Raw genomic sequence first — 24,563 nt, forward strand, 5'->3', positions numbered from 1 at the left:
ATGACCTTTACCGAGTTGCTGTCCAATGCGTGGCAGCGAAACGATTCCCTGCTGTGCGTCGGGCTCGATCCGGACCCGGCCAAGCTGCCGCTGTCGATGACCGGCACCGGCGGGGCGATCTTTTCGTTCTGTCGCGAAATCGTCGACGCCACGGCCGATCTGGTCTGCGCCTTCAAGCCGCAGATTGCCTATTTCCACTCCCAGCGCGCCGAAGACCAACTCGAGCAGCTGATCGAGTACATCCACGACGCCCATCCCGGGATTCCAGTGATTCTGGACGCCAAGCGCGGGGACATCGGCTCGACGGCCGAGCATTACGCCATCGAGGCGTTCGATCGCTACAAGGCCGACGCGGTGACCGTCAGCCCGTACATGGGCTTCGATTCGATGTCGCCGTACCTGGCACATCCTGGCCGTGGCGTGATCGTGCTGTGCCGCACGTCGAACCCGGGCGGTTCGGACGTGCAGTTCCTGCAGGTAGACGGCAAGCCGCTGTACCAGGTGGTGGCCGAAGCCGCGCGCGAACGCTGGAACACCAATGGCCAGATGGGCCTGGTGGTGGGCGCGACGTTCCCGAACGAAATCGCCAAGGTGCGCCAGATCGTGGGCGACATGCCGCTGCTGATTCCGGGCATCGGCGCCCAGGGCGGCGACATCGAGGCCACCGTGAAGGCGGGCCGCACGGCCGATGGCACCGGCATGATGATCAATTCGTCGCGCGCCATCCTGTACGCCAGCCGCGAGAAGGATTTTGCCGCCGCCGCCCGCAACGTGGCGCTGCAGACGCGCGAGACGATCAACCGGTATCGCCACGGCTGACGCGTTGACGCAAGATGGATAAGGCCGGCGGTTGCTCCCCTCTCCCGCATGGCGGGAGAGGGGTTGGGGGAGAGGGCGTCGAGGCTCTGCTTGCCGACGTATCTCAATCCGGCCCGCCTGGCCCTCTCCCCCGGCCCCTCTCCCATTGCATGGGAGAGGGGAGAAACCCACGCCTTCCCTTGACGATCAACCGGTATCGCCACGGCTGATGCGTTGACGCAAGATGGATAAGGCCGGCGGTTGCTCCCCTCTCCCGCATGGCGGGAGAGGGGCTGGGGGAGAGGGCGTCGAGCCTCTGCTTGCCGACGTATCTCAATCCGGCCCGCCTGGCCCTCTCCCCCGGGCCCTACGCCTTCCCTATACCTATTCCTCGTTCCGGATCAGTTCGATCAGCCCGCGCATCGCGTGCTCGGCCGCCTGGCGGCGGATCTGGGCGCGGTCGCCCTTGAATCGCTGGGTCTCTGTGCGGGTGGTGATGCGGTTGCTCCAGCCGAAGCAGACCATGCCCACCGGCTTTTCGGGCGAGCCGCCGTTCGGCCCGGCCACGCCGGTGATCGACAGCGACACCTGTGCGCGGCTGTTCAGCAGCGCACCCTCGGCCATGGCATGGGCCACCTCCTCGCTGACCGCGCCGTGGTCGCGGATCAGTTTGGCGGGCACGCCGATCATGGTGGTCTTGGCTTCGTTCGAGTAGGTCACGAAGCCCCGCTCGAACCAGCCCGACGACCCCGACACATCGGTGATGGCCGCCGCCACCAGCCCGCCCGTGCAGGACTCTGCGGTGGCCAGCATGAGCGAACGTTCCGCAAGGACGGCTCCGGCCTGGATGGCAAGCTGGTCGAGCAGGCGGCTGACGGACATGGCGACGGTTCCCCGAGATCCTGATGCAGTGATGAAGACGCGATGAAAAGGCGCGGGCGCTCAGAACGAGCGCCACAGGGCGAAGACGAGCAGCGTATAGAACGCCGCGAAGATATCGTCGAACATCACGCCGAACGCGCCGGTGAAACCGGGCCCCTTGAGCGTGCGGTCGTAGTACCGGATCGGCGCCGGCTTGACGATATCGAAGAAGCGGAACCACAGGAAGGCCGCGAACTGGCCCCAGAAGCCGGTGGGCATGACAAACACCAGCACCAGCCAGAAGGCGACGATCTCGTCCCAGACCATGCTGCCGTGGTCGTACACGCCCATGTCGCGCGCGGTACGCAGGCAGGCCCAGATGCCGACCAGGAATCCGCCGGCAATGATCCACAGCCACGTGTTCGGCGCGATCCACATCGAGATCACGACGTACGACAGCCAGCCATACAGCGTGCCGACCGTGCCCGGACTCACCGGCGACAGGCCGGAGCCAAAGCCCAGCGCAATCAGGCGGGCGGGATGGCCGAACATGAAGCGGGCGGTCGGGCGCATGACCTTGGCGGTCTGGCCGGCGTCCAGCGTGACGGGCTCGGCAGGATTGGCGGGATCGCGCGGCGCGGCCCCGGGGGGATAAGCGGACATCAAGAACCTGGCTCGACTTTTCTAGTGATATATGGCGCGCAAGCGTGCAGTTCTCCCTGTTGCGCGCATGCCTGGCATCATGACACGGCTTGCGTGCGAAGTGTCACGGGGCGCTGAAATGATCGAATGACGCACCCGTAAAGGCGAACGGGTCGCCCTGGCCATCGACGAGGCGCAGGCCGGCTTCCGATGTGATCGAACCGGCACGGGTGAGCGGCAGGCCGAGTTGCCGGCCGATGGCGGCGATGGCCTCGCGATGGCCCGCCGGGGCGGTGAAGCAGAGCTCGTAGTCGTCGCCGCCGGCCAGCACGCATTCGCGCTGCAGCGCCAGCGGCTGCGCACCGAGAATCTCGGAGCGGGGCAGCGCATCGACGTCCAGGATGGCGCCGACCGACGAGCGCGCCAGAATATGGCCCAGATCGCCGATCAGGCCGTCGGATATATCCAGTGCAGCATGCGCCACGCCACGCAAGGCCATGCCCAGCGCCACGCGCGGTGTCGGCGTATCCATGCGCGGGCGGATCACCGAGAAATCGGGTTCGGGCAGCAGCCACTCGCCGCGGCAGTCGCCCAGGGCCAGCCGGGCATCGCCCAGCGTGCCGGAGATCCAGATGTCGTCGCCGGGGCGTGCGGCGTCGCGGCGCAGGGCCTGGCGCGGCGGCACGTCGCCAAACACGGTGATCGACAGCGTCAGAGGCCCCTTGGTGGTATCGCCGCCGATCAGCTCGCAACCGTGGTCGTCGGCCAAGGCGAGCATGCCGCCCGCAAACGCTTCGAGCCAGGCGGGATCGGCCTCGGGCAACGCCAGCGCCAGCGTGAACGCGCGCGGTTCGGCGCCCATCGCGGCCAGGTCCGACAGGTTCACGGCCAGCGCCTTGTGCCCCAGCGAGCGCGGCGGCACGTCCGGAAAGAAGTGACGGCCGCTGACCAGCATGTCGGTGCTGATGGCAAGCTGATGGCCCGGCCGGGCGTCGATCAGCGCGCAGTCATCGCCCACCCCCAGCGCGGCCTTGCGGACGGGGCGCGTGAAGAATCGGCGAATCAGGTCGAATTCGGACAGGGAAGCGGGCGTGGGATCTGGCATCAGGTGGGGAGCATACCGGCTGGTCAAGCCCATCGGCATGCGGCATATTGTACCGAAACGCAAAGGTGCCCCGCGCAAAACGCCCATTGTGAAATAGTTTTTCACAATATAAAATGCGCCATCCTTAAGCGTGCAAATCTTAAGCGCGTACAAGCGGAGACGACGGGTTCGTGGAGCCGGCCCTTGATCTCCCAGCGTTATTCAGTGCGGCTCCACCGATCGGAAGATGCGCAGATGACAAGCCCTCAGCAGTCCCCGTCCCAAGACGATCTGAAACAGCAGCAGCGTGAGGCGCTGCGCAAGGCCGCACTCGAATATCACGAGTTTCCGACCCCCGGCAAGATTTCCGTCACCCCGACCAAGCCGCTGTCGAACCAGCGCGACCTGGCCCTGGCCTATTCGCCGGGCGTGGCCGCCGCGTGCGAGGAAATCGTCGCCAACCCGGCCGATTCGTTCCGTTACACCGCCCGGGGCAACCTCGTGGCCGTGATCACCAACGGCACCGCCGTGCTGGGCCTGGGCAATATCGGCGCCGCAGCGTCCAAGCCGGTGATGGAAGGCAAGGCCGGCCTGTTCAAGAAGTTCGCCGGTATCGACGTCTTCGACATCGAAATCGACGAGACGGACCCCGAAAAGCTGGTTGACATCATCGCGTCGCTGGAGCCGACGTTCGGCGGGATCAACCTGGAAGACATCAAGGCGCCGGAGTGCTTCTACGTGGAGCGCAAGCTGCGCGAACGGATGAAGATTCCCGTCTTCCACGACGATCAGCACGGTACCGCCATCGTGGTGGGCGCCGCCGTGATCAACGGCCTGAAGGTGGTGGGCAAGGACATCTCGAAGGTCAAGCTGGTGGCCTCGGGCGCTGGCGCCGCGGCGCTGGCCTGCCTGGACCTGCTCGTCGACCTGGGCCTGCCCATCGAGAACATCTGGGTGACGGACCTGGCCGGTGTGGTCTACGAAGGCCGTACCGAGCTGATGGACCCGGAAAAGGCACGCTTCGCGCAGAAGACCGACAAGCGCCGCCTGGGCGAAGTCATCGACGACGCAGACATCTTCCTGGGCCTGTCCGCCGCCGGCGTGCTGAAGCCCGAGATGGTGCAGAAGATGGCCGACAAGCCGCTGGTGCTGGCGCTGGCCAACCCGAATCCGGAAATCATGCCGGAACTGGTCAAGGAAATCCGTCCGGACGCCGTGATGGCCACGGGCCGCACCGACTACCCGAACCAGGTCAACAACGTTCTCTGCTTCCCGTTCATCTTCCGTGGCGCACTCGATTGCGGCGCCACCACGATCACGCGGGAAATGGAAATCGCCGCCGCCAATGCCGTGGCGGAGCTGGCGCGCCAGGAACAGAGCGATATCGTGGCCTCGGCCTACGGTATCCAGGACCTGTCGTTCGGCCCCGAATACCTGATCCCGAAGCCGTTCGATCCGCGCCTGATCGTCAAGATCGCACCGGCCGTGGCCGAAGCCGCCGCCAAGTCGGGCGTGGCCGCGCGTCCGATCGAGGACATGGACGCCTACCGCCTGCAGCTGCAGCAGTTCGTCTACCACTCGGGCACGCTGATGAAGCCGATCTACGCGGCCGCGCGCAAGGTGGAGATGGAAAAGAAGCGCATCGTCTTTGCCGAGGGCGAAGAAGAGCGCGTGCTGCGTGCCGTGCAGGTGATCGTCGACGAAAAGCTGGCCAACCCGATCCTGATCGGCCGTCCGGCCGTGCTGTCGCACCGCATCGAACGCTTCGGCCTGCGCCTGCGCATGGGTGTGGACTTCACCGTGGTCAACCCCGAGCACGACGACCGCTTCCGCGACTATTCGGACGCCTACTACCGCATGATGGCCCGTGAAGGCATCACGCAGCAGTACGCCAAGCTGGAAATGCGCCGCCGCACCACGCTGATCGGCGCGATGCTGGTCAAGCGGGGCGAGGCCGACGGCATGATCTGCGGCACGGTCAGCACGACTGCGGCGCACCTGCGCTACATCGACCAGGTGCTGGGCGGCACCAACTGCGTCTACGCCGCGATGAACGGCCTGGTGCTGCCGGGCCGCCAGATCTTCCTGGTGGACACGCACGTCAATATCGATCCGACCGCCGCCGAGCTGGCCGAGATCACGCTGATGGCCGCCGAGGAACTGAAACGCTTCGGCATCGAGCCCAAGGTTGGCCTGCTGTCCCACTCGAACTTCGGTACGTCGGAAGCCCCGTCGGCCCGCAAGATGCGCGAAACGCTGGCCATCCTGCGCGAGCGCGCCCCGGAACTGGAAGTCGACGGCGAAATGCACGGCGACAGCGCGCTGGATCAAAAGCTGCGCGATTCGCTGGTGCCGGACGGCTCGCTCAAGGGCGAAGCCAACCTGCTGGTCTGCCCGAACATCGACGCGGCCAACATTTCGTACAACCTGCTCAAGGTGGCGGCCGGCAACAACGTGGCCATCGGTCCGATCCTGCTGGGCGTGAAGGCGCCGGTTCACATCCTGACGCCGTCGGCCACCGTGCGCCGTATCGTCAACATGACGGCGCTGGTGGTGGTGGACGCCGCCGCCAAGGTCTGATCGGCCGTTTTATCGGCGGCCAGGTCCGGCCGCCGGAGCCATGTGGTGCAAGAGCCGGGTTCGCCCGGCTTTTTCATGCCCGCGTCAAATTGCCGGCTGCGCGGTTAGTATGCGCACACATATCAATAACATGTTGAAACAATTGAGGAAATTCGGGCCGCCGGGGCGCAGGGATTGATTAATGATGGACTTGCGCGTAACCTTACGCCTTTGAATGCGGACGCTCGCCTGGGCGTGCCGGTAGCGGCTTTGGGTCCGAAAAGAGACCGAGGCGATGCCGGAATGACAGGCGATGCCGGAACGACCCGCCATCAACTTTCGCCAACGATTCATTCACTATCGTGGGTTCCCGGATTTCTCAAAGCCAGTCGCAGCGGCAGTCACATTGGCAGTCCCTGAGTCTGGCGCGAAGCCTGGGCCACGTGTTGGCTGGCGCGGCGCTATCGATGGCGCTGACCCTGTCGCCGCAAGGCGCGATGGCAAGGCAGTCGCCCGACGTGTCCGGGGTGGGAACCATCCCGGCACAGCAGTTGCCCAACGAGGCGCGGCAAACGCTGGACCTGATAGAGGCCGGCGGCCCGTTTCCGTATGACAAGGATGGTTCGCGGTTCGGCAACTACGAACGCATCCTGCCGCAGCAGCCTCGCGGGTATTACCGCGAATACACCGTCAAGAACAGCAAAAGCCGGAATCGGGGAGCCAAGCGGATAGTTTGCGGTGGTGATCAACGCGCCGCCAACGACTGCTACTACACGGAAGACCACTACAACAGTTTCAAACGGATAACCAAATGATGACTGACATTTTCGGATTGGGCGACGCCCTTGCCGCCCGCGAGGAGCGCGGCGCCGGAGATGGCTGGCAACGGGCTCACCATCAGGCCCAGAACCTTTACGACAACGTGCTGATGATGCCGCGCCAGGATCTGACGCCCCGACTTCCGCCCGCCTGTGCCCCTGTCATGGCCACATGGGCTGACGACGGCACCAACGAGGGAGCCATGAATCTGTTCAAGACGGTGCGCCCTAACATCGTCCAGTCGATCCGCGCATTCCGCGTGCCCGAGCTGGCCCAGGCAGCCGCCGCGCTGAATCAGCATTTCCTGTACGCGAACTGTGCCGACTGCGCGAGCAAGGCCGAGATTCTTGAGCGCATCGCCACCGAGTTCACGTTTCCGAAGCATTTCGGCAAGAATTTCGATGCCTTGTCCGACTGCCTGACCGACATGATCTGCAAGGCGGGGCCGCAGCCGGGCTTCGTGATCGTGCTCGAAGGCCTGCCGATCGCCCAGAAGTTCGACAAGGAAGCCCGCGAAGTGCTGCTGGACGTGTTCCGCGACGCCGCCGAGTTCTGGAGCGAGCGCAAGGTGCAGTTCCGGGTGTTCTACTCGTTCGCCTGACGGTCCGAACGAATCGCCCACGAAAAAGCCCGCTGGTGTCAGCGGGCTTTTTGTTTGTGCGCCGGCGCGTCCCCGGCCGGGCGACGCGTCAGGCTGCGGGCGGCACCTGGCCGGTCGGCGTCAGGCGGTCGATCAGTTCGGGCAGGCCTTCGCTGAGACTGGCGGCCACATCGTCCGACGACATGCCGGTGGTTTCCGCCAGCGACTGCAGCGCGCCGGTGTGGCCCAGCGCCGCCGACAGGTCATTGGCGCTGACGGCCTGATTGGTGCCGGTGCCGATCCACGAGTCCACCTGCTGGCCCAGTCCAGCCTGCGCCAGGATGTCGCGCAGCGCGCCGATGCCGCCGCTGGCCGCGCCAATCGCCTGGGCCGATGCGCCGGCTTCGCCTTGTCCGCCGAGCAGCCCACCGAGCAGCGAACCCAGATCGAGCCCGCCCGGGGCCCGTGCGCTGCCACCGCCCAGCATGCCGCCGAGCATGCCGCCCAGCCCGCCGAGGCCACCCAGCGGATTGTCGCCGGCATCGGCCGGTGCCACGCTGCCGTCGGCACCCTGGCTCTTGTGCCGCATGGCCAGCATCGCCAGCAGGCCCAGGGCCATCATCAGCTTCGGATTCATGCCGCCGGACTGGCCTTCCTGATGCTGGCCGCCAAGCTGGCCGAGCACGCCCCCGAGTACGCTATCGAGTAGTCCCATCTCAGACTCCTTATCTCAAAATCCGCCAAGGATGGCGTTCAGCGTTGCCAGGCAAGCCAGCCCGGCGGTTTCCGTGCGCAGGATGCGCGGCCCGAGTGACACGCCGATAAAACCGGCACGCCGCGCGGCGTCTTCTTCGTCCGGGGAAAGGCCCCCCTCGGGGCCGATCAGCAGTGTCACCCCTTCGGCACGCCAGGCGTCGCGATGCGCCTGGGCAAGCTCGGGCAGCGACCCCGTGGCACGCGGCGACAGCAGCAGCCGGGCGCCCGTGGCGGGCGCTGCCGCCAGCCACGCTTCAAAAGTAGTGACCGGCGCCAGATGCGGCAAGCGATTGCGGCCACATTGTTCGCATGCGGCCTGCACCAGCGCCTGCCAGTGGGCCTGGCGCTTGAGCGCGCGATCGCCGGACAGGCGCACGACCGAGCGGGCGGCCTGCAGCGGCTGGATGGCGGCCACGCCCAGCTCCACGGCCTTTTCGATCAGCCAGTCCATCTTGTCGCCGCCGGCCAGGCCTTGCGCCAGCGTGACCGCAAACGGCGCTTCGGCATCGGCGGCGTCATGCGCGCCAATCTGCGCGGTGGCGTGACGCTTGCCGATCTCGGCGAGGGTGGCGGCATGGCTGCCGCCCTGGCCGTTGAACAGCGTGACGGCGTCGCCCGGGGCCAGGCGCAGCACCTGCACATGGCGCACCACGGCGTCGGGCAAATCCAATACGGCATCGGCGGCCAGCGCCGCATCGACAAAGAATCTGGGAGGCATCAGGGGGTGGGTTTGGCGTCCGGAGCCTTGGCCAGCGGCGTGGCAAAGCCCCATCGGTATCCATCGGGATCTTCGACCATGCAGTATCTGTCGCCCCAGAACTGGTCGGCGGGCGGCATGACGCTGGTCGCCCCGGCGCCAGTGGCCTGTGCGTACAGCGCGTCGACATCCTCGCAATACAGGTAGAACGTCTGCGGCGCTTCCACGCCCATGGAGCGCGGCGTGCGGGCCGTGCTGCCCCAGGCGCCCTCGGGCGCGAACATGATGACGATCTGGCCCTGGTAGTGCATTTCGGCGTGGGTCGGCACGCCGTTCTCATCGACGACATGCCCGGCTTTGAAGCCGAAGGCCCTTTGATAGAAATCAAGGGCGGCGCGTCCGCTGGCGACCGTGAGATAGGGCGTCAGCCAGGGCGTGTTGGGCGGTCTGGACATGCGGGTCTCCCGGATGGCACGAAAGCTCCGCGCGCAAGGCAGCGGCGGGGCGTTTGTGCATGTTACGCGGGACGGCCTGCGCTGTCGAAGATCGCCTGCAAATGGCGTGGATGGTGGAACAGCGCCGGGTGCAGCCCGGCGTGGTAGGCGCGCAGCGCGCCATCGAGCCCCCACTGTTGCAGGCGCGCCGCAATGCGCGCGGGCGGGTAGGCCGCGATGTCCAGCGTATCGCTGGCCAGCGCGATTCCCCACAGCGCCCCGTACGCCGGCACGAAGGTGGCCAGCGGCGCCACGTTCCGGAATACCTGGCGCAGGCGCGCCAGCAGCAGCCGCGTGGCCTCCGGCCGGTGCCAGGGCGGACCCAGGTGCAGCGACATCGCGCCGCCGGCGCTCAGGCAGCGCCGTGCCGTCTGCAGCCCGTGCGGCGCGAACAGGGCGGCTGCCGGGCTGCCGTCGTCGGCTTCGGTCAGGTCGTAGACGATCAGGTCGAACTGGCGGCCGGCCCGCGCAAACGCTTCCATCAGGCCCAGCCCGTCGCCAATGGCCAGGTGCAGGCGCGGATCGCCCGGCTCGTCCAGGCGCCACGGTGAATGCCGGGCAGCCATTCGCGCGCCAGGCGGACGACTTCGGCATCGAGTTCGGCCACTACCACTTCCCGCATGGTGGGAATTCGCAGCAGCTCGAACGCCGATCCGCCGTCGCCGCCGCCCACCACCAGCGCGCTACGTGGCGAACCGTGCACTGCGGCCATCGGCACGGTCATCAGTTCATGCTGGATATGGGCGTCGGCTTCGGTGCTCATCACGCGCCCATCCAGGCGAAAAATGCGGCCAAATTTCGCGTTCTCGCCGATTTCCACCTGCTGGTGGGCCGTGCGCGCCGCTGCCAGCACAGTGATATCGCACAGCGTGGTGCCGACACCGGGCGCCAGCCATTCGGTCCACGTCTGAGACCCCCGTCGCGGTGCGTCCACGCGTCCGGAAATGCCGCCTGCTTCTGCTAAAATTGCGGTTTTCCCGCCGTCAGGTTCTCGCATGTCTGCCCTCGCCCATCCCGCAACCAGTCCTTTTGCCAATCAACCCGTCAAGCTGATGGCCGATGCCATCCGCGTGCTTGCCATGGATGCCGTCCAGCAGGCCAACTCCGGTCACCCCGGCGCGCCGATGGGTATGGCGGACATCGCCGTGGCGCTGTGGGGGCGGCACCTGAAGCATAACCCGGTCAATCCGCACTGGGCCGACCGCGACCGCTTCGTGCTGTCCAACGGCCACGGATCGATGCTGATTTATGCCTTGCTGCACCTGACCGGCTACGACCTGCCGGTGGAAGAGCTGCGCAACTTCCGCCAGCTGCACAGCAAGACCGCCGGCCACCCGGAATACGGCATCACCCCGGGCGTGGAAACGACCACCGGCCCGCTGGGCCAGGGCATCACCAACGCGGTGGGCATGGCACTGGCCGAGCGCCTGCTGGCCGAGGAATTCAACCGCCCGGGCTTCGACATCGTCAACCATCACACCTACGTGTTCATGGGCGACGGCTGCCTGATGGAAGGCATCAGCCACGAAGCCTGCTCGCTGGCCGGCACGCTGAAGCTGAACAAGCTGATCGCGCTGTGGGATGACAACGGCATCTCGATCGACGGCGACGTGGTGCACTGGTTTGCCGACGACACGCCCAAGCGTTTCGAGGCCTACGGCTGGAACGTGATCCGCGGCGTGGACGGCCACGACGTGGTGGCGGTGGACAACGCCATCGCCCAGGCCAAGGCCAGCGACAAGCCGACGCTGATCTGCTGCCGCACGATCATCGGCAAGGGCGCACCGAACAAGGAAGGCGGCCACGACGTGCACGGCGCCCCGCTGGGCGGCGCCGAAGTGCTGGCCACGCGCGAGGCGCTGGGCTGGGCCCACGCCCCGTTCGAACTGCCGGAAGACGTGTACAACGCCTGGAACGCCAAGGCCACCGGCAGCGCGCTGGAAAAGGCCTGGGACGCGCTGTTCGACGCCTACGCCGAAGTGCATCCGTATGAGGCCGGCGAATTCAAGCGCCGCATGCGCGGTGAACTGCCGGGCGCGTTCGATGCCGCGGTCGATGCCTTTATCGCCAAGTGCGAGGAAAAGGCCGAGACGATCGCCACGCGCAAGGCCAGCCAGAACACCATCGAGGCGTTCGCGCCCGTGCTGCCGGAATTCCTGGGCGGCTCGGCCGACCTGACCGGCTCGAACCTGACCAACTGGTCGGGCACCCAGGCCGTGCGCGTGGATGCATGGGGCAACCACATCAACTATGGTGTGCGCGAATTCGGCATGAGCGCCATCATGAACGGCATCACGCTGCATGGCGGCTACGTGCCCTACGGCGCCACGTTCCTGACGTTCTCGGACTACAGCCGCAATGCCCTGCGCATGGCCGCGCTGATGAAGATCCGCACGCTGTTCGTGTTCACGCACGATTCGATCGGCCTGGGCGAAGACGGCCCGACGCACCAGTCGATCGAGCATGTGGCCAGCCTGCGCCTGATCCCGAACATGGACGTCTGGCGTACCGCCGACACGACCGAAACGGCCGTGGCCTGGGCCGAGTCGATCCGCCGCACGAACGGCCCGAGCTGCCTGATCTTCAGCCGCCAGAACCTGCCGTTCCAGAAGCGCGACGATGTCACGCGTGCCAATATCGCGCGCGGCGGCTACGTGCTGCGCGATGCGAAGAACCCGCGCACCAGGCGTCCGGACGCCGTGATCCTGGCCACGGGCTCGGAAGTGGGCCTGGCCGTGGGCGCCGCCGATGCGCTGGCCGCCGAGGGCGTGCATGTGCGCGTGGTATCGGTGCCCGCCACGACGGTGTTCGACAAGCAGGACGCCGCCTACAAGGCCAGCGTGCTGCCGGCCGGCGTGCCGCGCATCGCCGTGGAAGCCGGCGTGACCGATTTCTGGTGGAAGTACCAGGTCCAGGCGGTCGTCGGCATCGACACGTTCGGCGAATCGGCTCCGGCTGGCGTGCTGTTCAAGCACTTCGGCTTTACGGTGGACAATGTGGCCGACACGGTTCGCGCCACGCTCGCTCAGTAATTTCCGCCCGCGCGGTCAGCCGGTGCGATGCGCCGGCGACCGGCGCCGGCCACCGGCTTTATCGATTGCACTCTAGGAGATAGACATGACCATCAAGATCGGCATCAACGGCTTTGGCCGTATCGGACGCATGGTATTCCGCGCCGCCGCCGCGAACTTCAAGGACATTGAAGTCGTTGCCATCAACGACCTGCTGGAGCCGGACTACCTGGCCTACATGCTGAAGTACGACTCGGTCCATGGCCGCTTCGACGGCGAAGTGTCGGTGGAAGGCAATACGCTGGTCGTCAACGGCAAGAAGATCCGCCTGACCGCCGTCAAGGACCCGTCGGAACTGAAGTGGGGCGAGGTTGGCGCGGACGTGGTCATCGAGTCGACCGGCATCTTCCTGACCAAGGAAGGCGCGCAGAAGCACATCGACGCCGGCGCCAGGAAGGTGATCATGTCGGCCCCGTCGAAGGACGACACCCCGATGTTCGTGTACGGCGTGAACCACGAAACGTACAAGGGCGAAGCGATCATCTCGAACGCCAGCTGCACCACGAACTGCCTGGCCCCGGTGGCCAAGGTGCTGAACGACAAGTGGGGCATCAAGCGCGGCCTGATGACGACCGTGCACGCTGCCACGGCGACGCAGAAGACCGTTGACGGCCCGTCGAACAAGGACTGGCGCGGTGGCCGCGGCATCCTGGAAAACATCATCCCGTCGTCGACCGGCGCCGCCAAGGCCGTGGGCGTGGTGATTCCGCAACTGAACAAGAAGCTGACGGGCATGTCGTTCCGCGTGCCGACGTCGGACGTGTCGGTGGTCGATCTGACCGTCGAACTGGAAAATCCGGCCAAGTACGAGGAAATCTGCGCCGAGATGAAGGCCCAGAGCCAGGGCGCGCTGAAGGGCGTGCTGGGTTACACGGAAGACAAGGTGGTGGCCACGGACTTCCGCGGCGACGCCCGTACCTCGATTTTCGACGCCGAAGCCGGTATCGCGCTGGACGGCACGTTCATCAAGGTCGTGAGCTGGTACGACAACGAATGGGGCTATTCGAACAAGTGCCTGGAAATGGCACGCGTCGTCGCCAAGTAATTGGTGCTCGCCTCATGAAAAACGCGCCTTCGGGCGCGTTTTTCATTTCCGGCCGCAAGCGGGATCAGGGTGTCAGGGGGCTCGCATCCACGGCATCGCCGTCCACCAGGAAATGGCCGCCCGCCACATGGTGGATGGTGCGCAGGCCGTCATGGCCGGTAAAGTGCCAGCGGCCTTCGCTGAAGACGCGGCTGTCGGCATGAGCGGCCACCACCTCGCCCAGGAACAGGTCGTAGCCGGCCTGGATGGCGGGCTCGGGCAGCAGCCGGCATTCGAGCCAGGCCGCGCAGCCTTCCAGCAAGGGCGCACCGATCACGCTGCCGGCAAACGTCTGCAGCCCGTAGGCGGCGAACTTGTCGATGCCTTGCTGTTCCAGCATGGTCAGTCCGGAACTGGAGCCCAGCGCCTGGGTAATATCGACCTGGCTGACCGTGGGCACCTGCAACGCGAACTCGCCGCTGGCTTCCAGCAGGCGGCGCGTCCAGGTGGCCTTGTCCAGCACGACCGCCACCTTGGGCGGCGCAAAGTCGAGCGGCATCGCCCAGGCGGCGGCCATGATGTTGCGCTGGCCGCCGTGGGCCGCGCTGACCAGTACCGTGGGACCGTGATTGAGCAGCCGATAGGCTTTGGCAAGGTCAACGCCGAGACGAGGGGAAGTCATGATGCGCGTCCGAAAATTCCGAGGTAATGTGAGTGGGCGCAAGGCAGGATCGAGCCCTTTCAGGTCAATATAGCGGGCCTCGCGCGCGCCGGGATCATGGTTTTTGACATTATCTGTCCCAATGTTGTCAAAAATCCCCCGATTACCGATTCGCGTAGTGCGAGAAATGCCGAATTTGCTTTTCCCTGCCGTTTTTTTCTCTTACACTCGGAAGAATCTGTTGAAATCTGATGTGCAGCCAGTGAAAGTGGTGGGGCCATCCAGAAGCGCGAGACATAACAACCGGGCCTGATCATGGTGAACGTGGATACCAAGCTGCTGGTGATTTTTACCGAGCTGCTGAGCAAGCGGAACGCCACTTATGTGGCGGAGAAAATGCATATGACGGCGCCCGCCGTATCGCATTCGCTTGGGCGCTTGCGCGAAATCTTCGACGACCCTCTCTTTATCCGCGTGCCGCACGGGCTGACGCCAACGCCCCGTGCGCTGGAGCTGGGTCCGAAAATCCGGGACATGCTCGACCTGTGGTCGTCCATCAACGAGGGCGATGCGGACAATTTCGATCCCGCGGTGGCCACCGGCACGCTGAGCATCGGCTTTGCGGCCGAGCTGGGCGATACCGTCTTCAATCGATTCGTGCTGCGGATCAAGCAGCTGGCCCCGGACCTGCATATCCGGCTGGTGGAATCGCACTCGTGGGAAAGTGATGTGGCGTCCATGCGCGCCAATGAGCTGGACCTGGCATTTTCTCCATTCCCCACGCGCCATCCGGAAATCGTCGAGGAAATGGTGACCTCGCTGAACCTGTGGGTGTGCGCGCGCAAGAATCATCCACTGCTCAAGACCGATTGCACGCTGGAGCAATACCTGGAATGCAGCCATATCTTCATGGCGCATTCGGGCGGCACAGGCCGGCCGGCGCCGGCGCTGATTCCGCTGGACTACGCGCTGCAGCAGCGCGGGCTGAAGCGCAATGCCACGCTGACGGTGCATTCGTGGCGTGCTCAGGCCGAACTGGCGGCGCAGACCGACATGATCTTCACGGTCAACGCGCTGACCAAGGATATGGCCTGCGAGACCTACGGCCTCAAGGCGTTCCCGCTGCCGGCGGAGCTGAACACGACGCTGGGCCTGAACATGTTCTGGCACCGCAGCCGGAATACGCATCCGATGCTGGTCTGGGCCCGACACTTGTTTCGTCAGGTCGTTGGAGAATTCGTGGGCCTGCCTCAAGTCGCCGCAGCACGTACGCTGCGCGTGGTGACCGAGGCCGAACAGGACAACCTGCCTCACGAATAAGCGGCCGGCCGATTCGGCAAGCCCAATAAAAAACCGGCGCTCTCGTGCCGGTTTTTTATTGCCTGCATGGTGGGGACTGGACCGCGCCCCCCCGGGGCTTATCGTTTGGGTCTGTGGGGACAGTCGTTCTTGGTGCAGTTGCCGTACAGCGACAACGCATGTTCCTGCAAGGCAAAACCGCGCTCGCGCGCAATACTCTGCTGGCGCTGCTCGATATCGCCGTCGAAGAATTCCTCGACGCGACCGCAATCCAGGCACACCAGGTGATCGTGGTGCTTGCCTTCGTTGAGTTCGAAAATCGCCTTGCCCGATTCGAAGTTGTTGCGGGACAGCAGGCCCGCCTGTTCGAACTGCGTCAGGACGCGATAGACCGTGGCGAGGCCGATATCCATGTGCTCGTTGAGCAGGATCCGGTAAACGTCTTCCGCGCTCAAATGGCGCTGCTCGCTGGTCTGGAAGATTTCAAGAATCTTCAGGCGGGGGACAGTCGCCTTGAGGCCGATATTTTTGAGGTCCGCCGGACTCGGCATGGGCGTGACTCCCTAGAGTACAATGTCTGGATAGTTGAATCATAAGGGTTTTGGCGACAAAAGTCGCCCCGGTGCCATGGCGCCCGGCCGCCACCCGCAAGGTGGCGTACCCGCGATGCGCCTGGCCGTGCCGGCCGCCTCCGCTTGTCTGCGGAGCGTCGGGACCGGCACAGAACCATTCCCGTCTGGAAGCGAGATACATGCGTTCATTCCGTTCGTCCGCCATGCGCCCCGCGCTGGTGTCTTCCCTGCTGGCCGCCGCGCTGCTGGCCGGCGCCTGCTCGGCCTACGACAGCACGTCGCGCAAGGTGGCAGAGGCCATCACGCCATATCGCATCAACATCGTTCAGGGCAACTTCGTGTCCCGCGAGGCGGCTTCGCAACTGCGCGAAGGCATGACGCGCGACCAGGTGCGCTTCCTGCTGGGTACGCCGCTGTTGCAGGACGTGTTCCACGGCAATCGCTGGGACTACTATTTCTCGTTCCGCCGGGGCAGCACGCCGGTCGTGCAGTCGCGCCAGTTCACGGTGTTCTTCGAGGACGACAAGCTGGTGAAGTGGCAGGGTGGCGATTTGCCGTCGGAATATGAACTGATTGCCGAAATTGACGGCATGAAGGCGGCGCAGCGCAACCAGAAGATCGGCATTGCGACGTCCAGCGCCAGTGCCGCGCAGCCGGCCTCCGCGCCGGCCGCTGCTGGCGCTTCGGCTCCGGAAGCCGCGCCGGCGCCGGCCGTGGAATCGACGCCTCCCGCCTCCGAACCGGCCGCCCAGGGGCCGGCCACGAGCGCCACCCCGGACAAACCGGCCAGCTGACCGCCAGCCGGCGCCGGCCGGCTGCCGCCCATCGCCTCCGTGCGCCCGGCCTGTTTGGCCGGGCCACAGTCTTCCCAGTCTTTCCGACACCGCAACGCCACGCCATGAAAATCGCCATCGCAGGTGCCTCCGGCCGCATGGGCCGCATGCTGATCGAAACCGTTCTGAATACCGATGGCGTCACGCTGGCGGGTGCGCTGGAACATGCGTCGTCGCCCGCCCTGGGCCAGGACGCCGGCTTGTTCCTGGGCCAGGTGACGGGCGTCAAGATCACGGCCGATATCGAGGCCGTGCTCGGCGCCGCCGATTGCCTGATCGACTTCACGCGCCCCGAGGGCACGCTGGTCCACCTGGAAGCCGCAAAGCGCCTGGGCAAGAAGATCGTGGTCGGCACGACCGGCTTCGACGCCGCCGGCAAGCAGGCCCTGGCCGACGCCGCCAAGTCGATCGGCGTGGTGTTCGCGTCGAACTTCAGCGTGGGCGTCAACGCCACGTTCAAGCTGCTGGACGTGGCCGCCAGGCTGCTGTCGACTGGGTACGACATCGAAGTGATCGAGGCGCATCATCGTCACAAGGTCGATGCCCCGTCGGGCACCGCGCTGACGATGGGCGAAGTGATCGCCAATGCGCTTGGGCGCAATCTCGACGACTGTGCCGTGTATGCCCGCGAAGGCCATACGGGCCCGCGCGATCCGAACTCGATCGGTTTTGCCACGATCCGTGGCGGCGATATCGTGGGCGACCATACGGTGATGTTCGCCGGCATCGGCGAGCGCATCGAGATCAGCCACAAGTCGTCCAGCCGCCAGTCGTACGCCGATGGCGCGGTGCGCGCCGCCCGTTTCCTGGCCGACAAGCCGAACGGCATGTTCGACATGCAGGATGTGCTGGGCCTGAAGTAACCCGCTGTCTCGCGGCTCGCCATGGCGGGCCGTTCGCGCCTTTGGGCGCCGCCGTGGCAGGGCCGGAATCGCCGTCGGCCACGGTTATAATCGTCTCTTTCGTTTTTCCGATCCCCCCGGCCGCCGGCGCGCCAGTCGCCGCGCGTGACCGTTGCCCAGACCGTCGTCCCGACCATGCAAGACAAATATCTTCCGTCCGCCGTTGAACAAGCCGCCCAGCAGCACTGGCAAGCGATCGATGCCTACAAGGTATCGGAGCACGCGGTCGGGCCCGACGGCAAGGAAAAGCAGAAGTTCTACGCCTGCTCGATGCTGCCGTATCCGTCGGGCAAGCTGCACATGGGGCACGTGCGCAACTACACCATCAACGACGTGATGGCGCGCTACCTGCGCATGAACGGCCGCAACGTGCTGATGCCGATGGGCTGGGATGCGTTCGGCATGCCGGCGGAAAACGCCGCGCTGAACAACAAGGTGGCGCCGGCCGCCTGGACCTACGACAACATCGCTTACATGAAGAAGCAGATGCAGTCGATGGGCCTGGCGATCGACTGGTCGCGTGAAGTGGCCACCTGCAGCCCCGACTACTATCGCTGGAACCAGTGGCTGTTCCTGAAGATGCTGGAAAAGGGCATCGCCTACCGCAAGACCGGCACCGTGAACTGGGACCCCGTGGACCAGACCGTGCTGGCCAACGAGCAGGTGATCGACGGCCGCGGCTGGCGTTCGGGCGCGGTGGTCGAAAAGCGCGAGATCCCGATGTACTACCTGCGCATCACCGACTACGCGCAGGAACTGCTGGGCGACCTGGACGGCCTGGGCTGGCCGGAGCGCGTCAAGATCATGCAGCAGAACTGGATCGGCCGCAGCGAGGGCGTGCGCTTTGCCTTCCCGCACCAGATCCAGGGTGCCGACGGCAAACTGGTGGGCGACGGCAAGCTGTTCGTGTTCACCACCCGCCCCGACACCATCATGGGTGTCACGTTCTGCGCCGTGGCCGCCGAGCACCCGCTGGCCACCCACGCTGCCGCGAACAATCCGCAACTGGCCGCGTTCATCGACGAATGCAAGCACGGTTCGGTCATGGAAGCCGACATGGCGACCATGGAGAAGAAGGGCATGCCCACCGGGCTGAAGGTCACGCACCCGCTGACCGGCGAGCAGGTGGACGTGTGGGTCGGCAATTACGTGCTGATGACGTACGGCGACGGCGCCGTGATGGGCGTGCCGGCGCATGACGAGCGCGACTTCGCGTTCGCGAAGAAGTACAACCTGCCGATCAAGCAGGTCATCGACGTCAAGGGCCAGCCGTATTCGACCGACGCCTGGCAGGAATGGTACGGCGACAAGGAACACGGCACCTGCATCCACAGCGGCAAGTACGACGGCATGGCCTACCAGGCGGCCGTCGATGCCATTTCCGCCGACCTCGCCGCCAAGGGCCTGGGCGAGAAGAAGGTGACGTGGCGCCTGCGCGACTGGGGCATTTCGCGCCAGCGTTACTGGGGCACGCCGATTCCGCTGATCCACTGCGACAGCTGCGGCGTGGTGCCGGTGCCCGAGAAGGATCTGCCGGTGGTGCTGCCGGAAGACCTGGTGCCGGACGGCACCGGCAATCCGCTGAACAAGGATCCGCGTTTCCTGGCGTGCACGTGCCCGTCGTGCGGCAAGCCCGCGCGCCGCGAAACCGACACGATGGATACGTTCATCGACTCGTGCTGGTACTACATGCGCTATACGTGCCCCGATGCCAGCACGATGGTGGACGGCCGCAACGACTACTGGATGCCGATGGACCAGTACATCGGCGGCATCGAGCACGCGATCCTGCACCTGCTGTACGCGCGTTTCTGGACCAAGGTCATGCGCGACATGGGCCTGGTCAAGTTCGACGAGCCGTTCACGAACCTGCTCACGCAGGGCATGGTGCTGAACGAGACGTTCTACCGTGAAGACGCGTCGGGCAAGAAGACCTGGTACAACCCGGCCGACGTGGATGTGCAGACCGACGAGCGGGGCCGCCCGGTGGGCGCCACGGCCAAGGCCGACGGCCTGCCGGTGGTGATCGGCGGCATCGAGAAGATGTCGAAGTCGAAGAACAACGGTATCGACCCGCAGGCGCTGATCGACCAGCATGGCGCCGATACGGCCCGCCTGTTCGTGATGTTTGCCGCACCGCCCGAGCAGCAGCTCGAATGGAGCGGTTCGGGCGTGGACGGCGCGTCGCGCTTCCTGCGCCGCGTGTGGAACTACGGCTACGCCAACGCCCAGGCGATTCGCGATGGCGCGGGTAGCCAGTTCACGGCCGCCGACGCCGATGTGCGCCGCGAGCTGCACACGGTGCTCAAGCAGGCCAACTACGACTACGAGCGGATCCAGTACAACACCGTCGTGTCGGCGACGATGAAGATGCTGAACGCGCTGGAAGATGCCAAGGCGGCGTCGCCGGCCGCGCGCCGCGAAGGCTTCAGCATCCTGCTGCGCGTGCTGTATCCGGTCGTGCCGCATATCGCGCACGGGCTCTGGACCGAACTCGGCTACGCAGCCGAAGCCGGCGACATCCTCGACGCGGCCTGGCCGCAGGTGGACGAAAGCGCGCTGGTACGCACCGAAATCGAACTGGTGCTGCAGATCAACGGCAAGGTCCGTGGCAGCCTGACGGTGCCGGCCGATGCCGACCGCGCCGCCATCGAGGCCGTGGCCGCCGGCAGCGAGACCGTGGCGAAGTTTGCCAACGGCGCCGCGCCCAAGAAGATCGTGGTGGTGCCGGGCCGGCTTGTCAACGTGGTGCTCTGAGCCACACAGCCAGGAAGACACAAGCAATGGATCGACCGGACATGGGACGCCGCGGATTTCTCGCCATCGGGGCTGCAATGGCGGCGGCCGGCTTGCTGGCCGGCTGCGGCTTTCACATGCGCGGGAACGCCGATTTCGCTTTCAAGCGGCTGTACATCGGCTTGCCGCCCAATTCGCTGATGGGCGCCGACCTGCGCCGCAATATCCGCAACGGCTCCGACACGAAGGTCGTGGAGGAGCGCGAGGAAGCGGACGCGTTGCTGGACGTGCTGGCCGATACGCGCGGCAAGTCGATCCTGTCGATCACGGCCCAGGGCGTGGTGCGCGAATACCGGCTGACCCAGCGGTTCAGCTTCCGGCTGCGCGATGCTGCGGGCAAGGAGCTGATTCCGGCGTCGACGCTGATCCTGACGCGCGACCTGACGTACAACGAAGCCAATACGCTGGCCAAGGACTACGAAGAGCAGCAGCTCTACCGCGATATGCAGAAGGACATCGTGCAGCAGCTGATGCGCCGCCTGGCAGCGGTCAAGACGATCTGATCGCGGCCGCGCGCGGATCGCTTCGCAGGCACAGGGCAACACGATGCAGCTCAAGCTCGACGGACTCGATGCACACCTGAAGCAGGCCCAGGCCAGGGGCCTGGCGCCGCTCTACGTGGTGCATGGCGACGAGCACCTGCTGGTGCTGGAGGCGGTGGACCGCCTGCGCCGCGCCGCGCGGGACTCGGGCTTTACCGAGCGCGAAGTGCTGGTGGCCGAGCGCGGCTTCCAGTGGGGCCAGGTCACCGAGGCCCAGCAGTCGATGTCGCTGTTCGGCGACCGCAAAATCGTGGAACTGCGCGTGCCGTCGGGCAAGCCGGGCAAGGACGGCGGCGAGGCCTTGCGCGCGGTGGCGGCCCAGCCGTCGCCGGACGTGGTGATGCTGGTCACGTTGCCGAGGCTCGACTTTGCCACGTCGAAATCGGCCTGGTTCCAGGCGCTGGAGTCGGCGGGCGTATCGATCAAGGTGGATGCCGTGGACCGCACGCGCCTGCCCGCCTGGGTGGGCGAGCGGCTGGCCCTGCAGCAGCAGCGCGTGGAACCGGGCGAGCCCGGCCGGCGCTCGCTGCAGTTCATCGCCGACAAGGTGGAAGGCAATCTGCTGGCCGCGCACCAGGAAATCCAGAAACTGGGGCTGCTGTACCCGGCGGGCGTGCTGACGTTCGACCAGGTGCACGACGCCGTGCTGAACGTGGCCCGCTACGACGTGTTCAAGCTGTCCGAGGCGATGCTGGGCGGCGATGTACCGCGCCTGACGCGCATGCTCGAAGGGCTGCGCGGCGAGGGCGAGGCCACGGTGCTGGTGCTGTGGGCGCTGACCGAGGAAATTCGCGTATTATCCAAGGTCCGGCAAGGGCTGGCGGCTGGCAAGCCGGCGGGTGTGCTGATGCGCGAACTGCGCGTCTGGGGCCCGCGTGAGCGCCTGGTGCCACAGGCCGCGCAACGGTTGTCGATGCCGCAGCTGGAAGCCGCGCTGGCCATGGCCGCGCGGCTGGACCGCCAGGTCAAGGGCCTGGCCGACCTGCCAGGCGCCGGTGGCGCGGCGGGCAGCCTGCCAGCCGAGCCATGGGACGGCCTGCTGCAACTGGCGCTGCTGGTCGCGCGGCCAGCCTGACGTCCCGGACCCAGGCAGCGAACCAACCAGAATACTGCCGGCAGCCGCGCCGGCGCTTCGACATCGCGGCACCCACAGCAGACCGGGCTGGGCCCGGACACCATCATGACCGAGTTCGATCTCCACGCTTACATGAACCGCGTCGGCCAGCAGGCCCGCGCGGCATCGCGCGCCATGGCGCGGGCCTCCACGGCCGACAAGAACCGTGCGCTGCTGACGATTGCCGCGGCCATCCGGCGCGATGCCGGCAAGCTCAAGGCCATCAACGCCCGCGACGTGGAACGCGCCCGCGCCAACGGCCAGGACGCCGCCTTCGTGGACCGCCTGACGCTGTCCGACAAGGCCATCGACACCATGGCCGCCGGCCTGGAGCAGATTGCCGCGCTGCCGGACCCGATCGGCGAGATCAGCAACATGAAATTCCGCCCGACCGGTATCCAGGTGGGGCAGATGCGCGTGCCGCTGGGCGTGATCGGCATCATCTACGAATCGCGCCCGAACGTGACCATCGACGCCGCGGCGCTGTGCCTGAAGTCCGGCAACGCCACGATCCTGCGTGGCGGCTCCGAGGCGATCGAATCGAACACGGCGCTGGCCGCGCTGGTGGCCGAGGGCCTGGCCGCCGCCGGGCTGCCGGGCGAGGCGGTGCAGGTCATCGAGACCACGGACCGCGCCGCCGTGGGCCGTCTGATCACGATGAACGAATACGTCGACGTGATCGTGCCGCGCGGCGGCAAGAGCCTGATCGCGCGCCTGATCGAGGAAGGCCGCGTGCCGATGATCAAGCACCTGGACGGCATCTGCCATGTCTACATCGACGACGATGCCGACGTGGAAAAGGCCGTGCGCATCTGCGACAACGCCAAGACGCAGCGTTACGCGCCATGCAACACGATGGAAACGCTGCTGGTGTCGCGCCAGATCGCGGCCACCGTGCTGCCGCCGTTGTGCCGCATCTACCAGGAAAAGGGCGTGGAACTGCGCGTCTGCGCCGACACGCGCGCCACGCTGGAAGCCGCGGGCTTCAACGGCCTGGTTGACGCCACCGAGGAAGACTGGCGGCTGGAATATCTGGCGCCGGTGCTGGCCATCCGTACCGTGGACGGTCTGGACGCCGCGATCGCGCATATCAACACCTACGGCTCGGCCCACACCGATTCGATCGTGACGGAGAACTACAGCGCCGGCATGCGCTTTATCCGCGAAGTGGATTCGGCCAGCGTGATGATCAATGCCTCGACGCGTTTCGCCGATGGCTTCGAGTACGGCCTGGGCGCCGAAATCGGCATCTCGAACGACAAGCTGCACGCCCGTGGTCCGGTGGGGCTGGAGGGGCTGACGTCGCTCAAGTACGTCGTGTTTGGTCACGGCGAAGTGCGCACGTAAGGGGAGGCGGGAACGCAGATGCTCTGGGTCAAGGCCTTCCATATCCTGTTCGTCGTCTCGTGGTTCGCGGGGCTGTTCTACCTGCCGCGCATCTTCGTCAACCTGGCCATGGAAACCGATCCGGCCAGCGTGCGCCGCCTGCTGCTGATGGCGCGCAAGCTGTTCCGGTTCATGACCATGCTTGCTGTGCCGGCCGTGGTGTTCGGCCTGTGGCTGTTCCTGGGCTACGGCATCGGGCGCGGCGCGGGGCAGGGCTGGATGCATGCCAAGCTGGCGCTGGTGCTGGTGCTGATCGGCTATCACCACGGCTGCGGCGTGCTGCTGCGCAAGTTCGAACGCGGCGCCAACACGCGCTCGCACACGTTCTATCGCTGGTTCAACGAGCTGCCGGTGCTGGTGCTGTTGGCCATCGTGATTCTGGTTGTCGTAAAGCCGTTCTAAGCTGTCGGGTTCCCACTGTTTTCGATGAGGTCGTGATGAGCAAGCAGGTCGAGTACTTTCTGGCGCCGCAGTCGCCGTTCGTCTACCTGGGCCATGCCCGCTTTGTGGAAATCGCCAACCGCCACCAGGCGCAGGTGCTGCTGAAGCCGGCCGACCTGGGCAAGGTGTTTTCGGTCTCGGGCGGTGTGCCGCTGGCGCAGCGTCCGCCGCAGCGCCAGGCGTACCGGCTGGTCGAGCTCGAACGCTGGAGCCGCTTCCTGGGTATCCCGCTGAATCTGCATCCGACGTTCTTCCCGGTGTCGGGCGATGCCGCCGCCAAACTGATCATCGCGGCCCAGCTCGCGCATGGCACGGCCCGTGCGCTGGCGCTGACCGGCGCGATCACGCGCGCCGTCTGGGCCGAGCAGCGCAATATCGCCGATGGCGGCACGCTGTCGCAGATCGCCGACGAGAACGGCCTCGATGGCGCCAGCCTGCTCAAGGCCAGCGAAGGCCAGGCCGTGCAGGCCGCCTATGCGCAGAACACGCAGGATGCGATTTCCGCCAATGTGTTCGGCGCGCCATGGTTCGTCTACGACGGCCAACCGTATTGGGGCCAGGACCGGCTCGATTTCCTTGACCGCGCCCTGGCGGCAGGCTGATCGGCACACCGGACCCATGCCTTGCCCGTC

General features: G+C 66.0%; 26 protein-coding genes. 15 read left to right on the plus strand and 11 right to left on the minus strand.

The window, feature by feature from the left end; translation table 11 throughout:
- Positions 1–819: an orotidine-5'-phosphate decarboxylase gene (pyrF, locus tag AC24R4_RS19435; protein WP_153947253.1), complete on the plus strand. Its 819-nt coding sequence runs from the start codon at positions 1–3 to the stop codon at positions 817–819.
- A 363-nt stretch (positions 820–1,182) separates the two neighbouring features.
- Here pyrF and AC24R4_RS19440 read toward each other — a convergent pair whose 3' ends face one another.
- The 3 genes from AC24R4_RS19440 to thiL form a co-directional block, all read right to left on the minus strand.
- Entirely contained in the window at positions 1,183–1,680 is a 498-nt protein-coding gene (locus AC24R4_RS19440; protein WP_153947254.1) for a CinA family protein, read from the minus strand.
- Positions 1,681–1,740: 60 nt separating this feature from the next.
- Positions 1,741–2,322: a phosphatidylglycerophosphatase A family protein gene (locus tag AC24R4_RS19445; RefSeq protein WP_400391505.1), complete on the minus strand. Its 582-nt coding sequence runs from the start codon at positions 2,320–2,322 to the stop codon at positions 1,741–1,743.
- A gap of 103 nt (positions 2,323–2,425) precedes the next feature.
- Positions 2,426–3,406, minus strand: coding sequence for a thiamine-phosphate kinase (gene thiL / locus AC24R4_RS19450; protein WP_400391507.1), 981 nt, complete (start codon positions 3,404–3,406; stop codon positions 2,426–2,428).
- Between the two features lie 234 nt (positions 3,407–3,640).
- Here thiL and AC24R4_RS19455 point away from each other — a divergent pair, with 234 nt between their 5' ends.
- Entirely contained in the window at positions 3,641–5,965 is a 2,325-nt protein-coding gene (locus AC24R4_RS19455; RefSeq protein WP_153947257.1) for an NADP-dependent malic enzyme, read from the plus strand.
- 84 nt (positions 5,966–6,049) lie between these two features.
- Here the strand turns inward: AC24R4_RS19455 and AC24R4_RS19460 are convergent, their stop codons facing one another.
- Positions 6,050–6,298: a hypothetical protein gene (locus AC24R4_RS19460; RefSeq protein WP_487523498.1), complete on the minus strand. Its 249-nt coding sequence runs from the start codon at positions 6,296–6,298 to the stop codon at positions 6,050–6,052.
- Between the two features lie 113 nt (positions 6,299–6,411).
- Between AC24R4_RS19460 and AC24R4_RS19465 the strand changes: the two genes are divergently transcribed.
- Together AC24R4_RS19465 and AC24R4_RS19470 are read left to right on the plus strand one after the other, a co-directional pair.
- A complete protein-coding gene (locus AC24R4_RS19465; RefSeq protein WP_400391510.1) occupies positions 6,412–6,759 on the plus strand; it encodes a guanyl-specific ribonuclease in 348 nt (115 codons plus the stop codon).
- Positions 6,756–7,364 carry a barstar family protein gene (locus AC24R4_RS19470; RefSeq protein WP_400391513.1) on the plus strand — a complete coding sequence of 203 codons (609 nt, stop codon included), beginning with the start codon at positions 6,756–6,758 and terminating at the stop codon, positions 7,362–7,364. Before AC24R4_RS19465 ends, AC24R4_RS19470 begins: the two co-directional genes overlap by 4 nt.
- An 88-nt stretch (positions 7,365–7,452) precedes the next feature.
- Here AC24R4_RS19470 and AC24R4_RS19475 read toward each other — a convergent pair whose 3' ends face one another.
- The 5 genes from AC24R4_RS19475 to AC24R4_RS19495 form a co-directional block, all read right to left on the minus strand.
- A complete protein-coding gene (locus tag AC24R4_RS19475) occupies positions 7,453–8,058 on the minus strand; it encodes a YidB family protein (RefSeq protein ID WP_400391515.1) in 606 nt (201 codons plus the stop codon).
- A gap of 15 nt (positions 8,059–8,073) precedes the next feature.
- Entirely contained in the window at positions 8,074–8,817 is a 744-nt protein-coding gene (locus AC24R4_RS19480) for a 16S rRNA (uracil(1498)-N(3))-methyltransferase (RefSeq protein ID WP_400391517.1), read from the minus strand.
- Entirely contained in the window at positions 8,817–9,251 is a 435-nt protein-coding gene (locus AC24R4_RS19485) for a VOC family protein (protein ID WP_400391520.1), read from the minus strand. The genes AC24R4_RS19480 and AC24R4_RS19485 overlap by 1 nt, the downstream gene beginning before the upstream one ends.
- Before the next feature lie 62 nt (positions 9,252–9,313).
- Positions 9,314–9,856, minus strand: a complete 543-nt coding sequence (locus AC24R4_RS19490) for a spermine/spermidine synthase domain-containing protein (RefSeq protein ID WP_400391522.1) — start codon at positions 9,854–9,856, stop codon at positions 9,314–9,316.
- Positions 9,772–10,224, minus strand: a complete 453-nt coding sequence (locus AC24R4_RS19495) for a spermine/spermidine synthase domain-containing protein (protein ID WP_400391524.1) — start codon at positions 10,222–10,224, stop codon at positions 9,772–9,774. Before AC24R4_RS19495 ends, AC24R4_RS19490 begins: the two co-directional genes overlap by 85 nt.
- 10 nt (positions 10,225–10,234) lie before the next feature.
- Between AC24R4_RS19495 and tkt the strand changes: the two genes are divergently transcribed.
- Both tkt and gap read left to right on the plus strand, forming a co-directional pair.
- The gene (gene tkt, locus AC24R4_RS19500; RefSeq protein ID WP_400391526.1) at positions 10,235–12,322 is read left to right on the plus strand and encodes a transketolase; all 2,088 of its coding nucleotides are present in this window, start codon (positions 10,235–10,237) and stop codon (positions 12,320–12,322) included.
- Positions 12,323–12,407: 85 nt separating this feature from the next.
- Entirely contained in the window at positions 12,408–13,406 is a 999-nt protein-coding gene (gene gap / locus AC24R4_RS19505; RefSeq protein ID WP_400391529.1) for a type I glyceraldehyde-3-phosphate dehydrogenase, read from the plus strand.
- Positions 13,407–13,470: 64 nt separating this feature from the next.
- Here the strand turns inward: gap and AC24R4_RS19510 are convergent, their stop codons facing one another.
- Entirely contained in the window at positions 13,471–14,067 is a 597-nt protein-coding gene (locus tag AC24R4_RS19510) for a flavin reductase family protein (protein ID WP_400391532.1), read from the minus strand.
- Between the two features lie 294 nt (positions 14,068–14,361).
- Here AC24R4_RS19510 and AC24R4_RS19515 point away from each other — a divergent pair, with 294 nt between their 5' ends.
- Complete coding sequence (locus AC24R4_RS19515; protein WP_400391535.1) at positions 14,362–15,366, plus strand: LysR family transcriptional regulator; 1,005 nt, start codon at positions 14,362–14,364, stop codon at positions 15,364–15,366.
- A gap of 98 nt (positions 15,367–15,464) precedes the next feature.
- Here the strand turns inward: AC24R4_RS19515 and fur are convergent, their stop codons facing one another.
- Entirely contained in the window at positions 15,465–15,896 is a 432-nt protein-coding gene (gene fur / locus AC24R4_RS19520; protein ID WP_066732268.1) for a ferric iron uptake transcriptional regulator, read from the minus strand.
- 200 nt (positions 15,897–16,096) lie between these two features.
- Between fur and AC24R4_RS19525 the strand changes: the two genes are divergently transcribed.
- The 8 genes from AC24R4_RS19525 (at position 16,097) to AC24R4_RS19560 (ending at position 24,533) form a co-directional block, all read left to right on the plus strand.
- The gene (locus AC24R4_RS19525; protein ID WP_400392016.1) at positions 16,097–16,711 is read left to right on the plus strand and encodes an outer membrane protein assembly factor BamE; all 615 of its coding nucleotides are present in this window, start codon (positions 16,097–16,099) and stop codon (positions 16,709–16,711) included.
- A 104-nt stretch (positions 16,712–16,815) separates the two neighbouring features.
- Positions 16,816–17,613 (plus strand): 4-hydroxy-tetrahydrodipicolinate reductase, encoded by a 798-nt coding sequence (dapB, locus tag AC24R4_RS19530; RefSeq protein ID WP_400392019.1) that lies wholly within the window; start codon positions 16,816–16,818, stop codon positions 17,611–17,613.
- A gap of 174 nt (positions 17,614–17,787) precedes the next feature.
- Positions 17,788–20,409 (plus strand): leucine--tRNA ligase, encoded by a 2,622-nt coding sequence (leuS, locus tag AC24R4_RS19535; RefSeq protein WP_400392022.1) that lies wholly within the window; start codon positions 17,788–17,790, stop codon positions 20,407–20,409.
- Between the two features lie 26 nt (positions 20,410–20,435).
- A complete protein-coding gene (locus AC24R4_RS19540; RefSeq protein WP_153947272.1) occupies positions 20,436–20,951 on the plus strand; it encodes an LPS-assembly lipoprotein LptE in 516 nt (171 codons plus the stop codon).
- Between the two features lie 43 nt (positions 20,952–20,994).
- Positions 20,995–22,065, plus strand: a complete 1,071-nt coding sequence (gene holA, locus AC24R4_RS19545; RefSeq protein ID WP_400392025.1) for a DNA polymerase III subunit delta — start codon at positions 20,995–20,997, stop codon at positions 22,063–22,065.
- Positions 22,066–22,170: 105 nt separating this feature from the next.
- The gene (locus tag AC24R4_RS19550; protein ID WP_400392028.1) at positions 22,171–23,451 is read left to right on the plus strand and encodes a glutamate-5-semialdehyde dehydrogenase; all 1,281 of its coding nucleotides are present in this window, start codon (positions 22,171–22,173) and stop codon (positions 23,449–23,451) included.
- Positions 23,452–23,469: 18 nt separating this feature from the next.
- Positions 23,470–23,892, plus strand: a complete 423-nt coding sequence (locus AC24R4_RS19555) for a CopD family protein (RefSeq protein WP_343655553.1) — start codon at positions 23,470–23,472, stop codon at positions 23,890–23,892.
- A 35-nt stretch (positions 23,893–23,927) separates the two neighbouring features.
- Complete coding sequence (locus AC24R4_RS19560; protein ID WP_153947276.1) at positions 23,928–24,533, plus strand: 2-hydroxychromene-2-carboxylate isomerase; 606 nt, start codon at positions 23,928–23,930, stop codon at positions 24,531–24,533.
- Positions 24,534–24,563: the final 30 nt, after the last annotated feature.

Source organism: Cupriavidus sp. CER-90 (assembly GCF_057652055.1).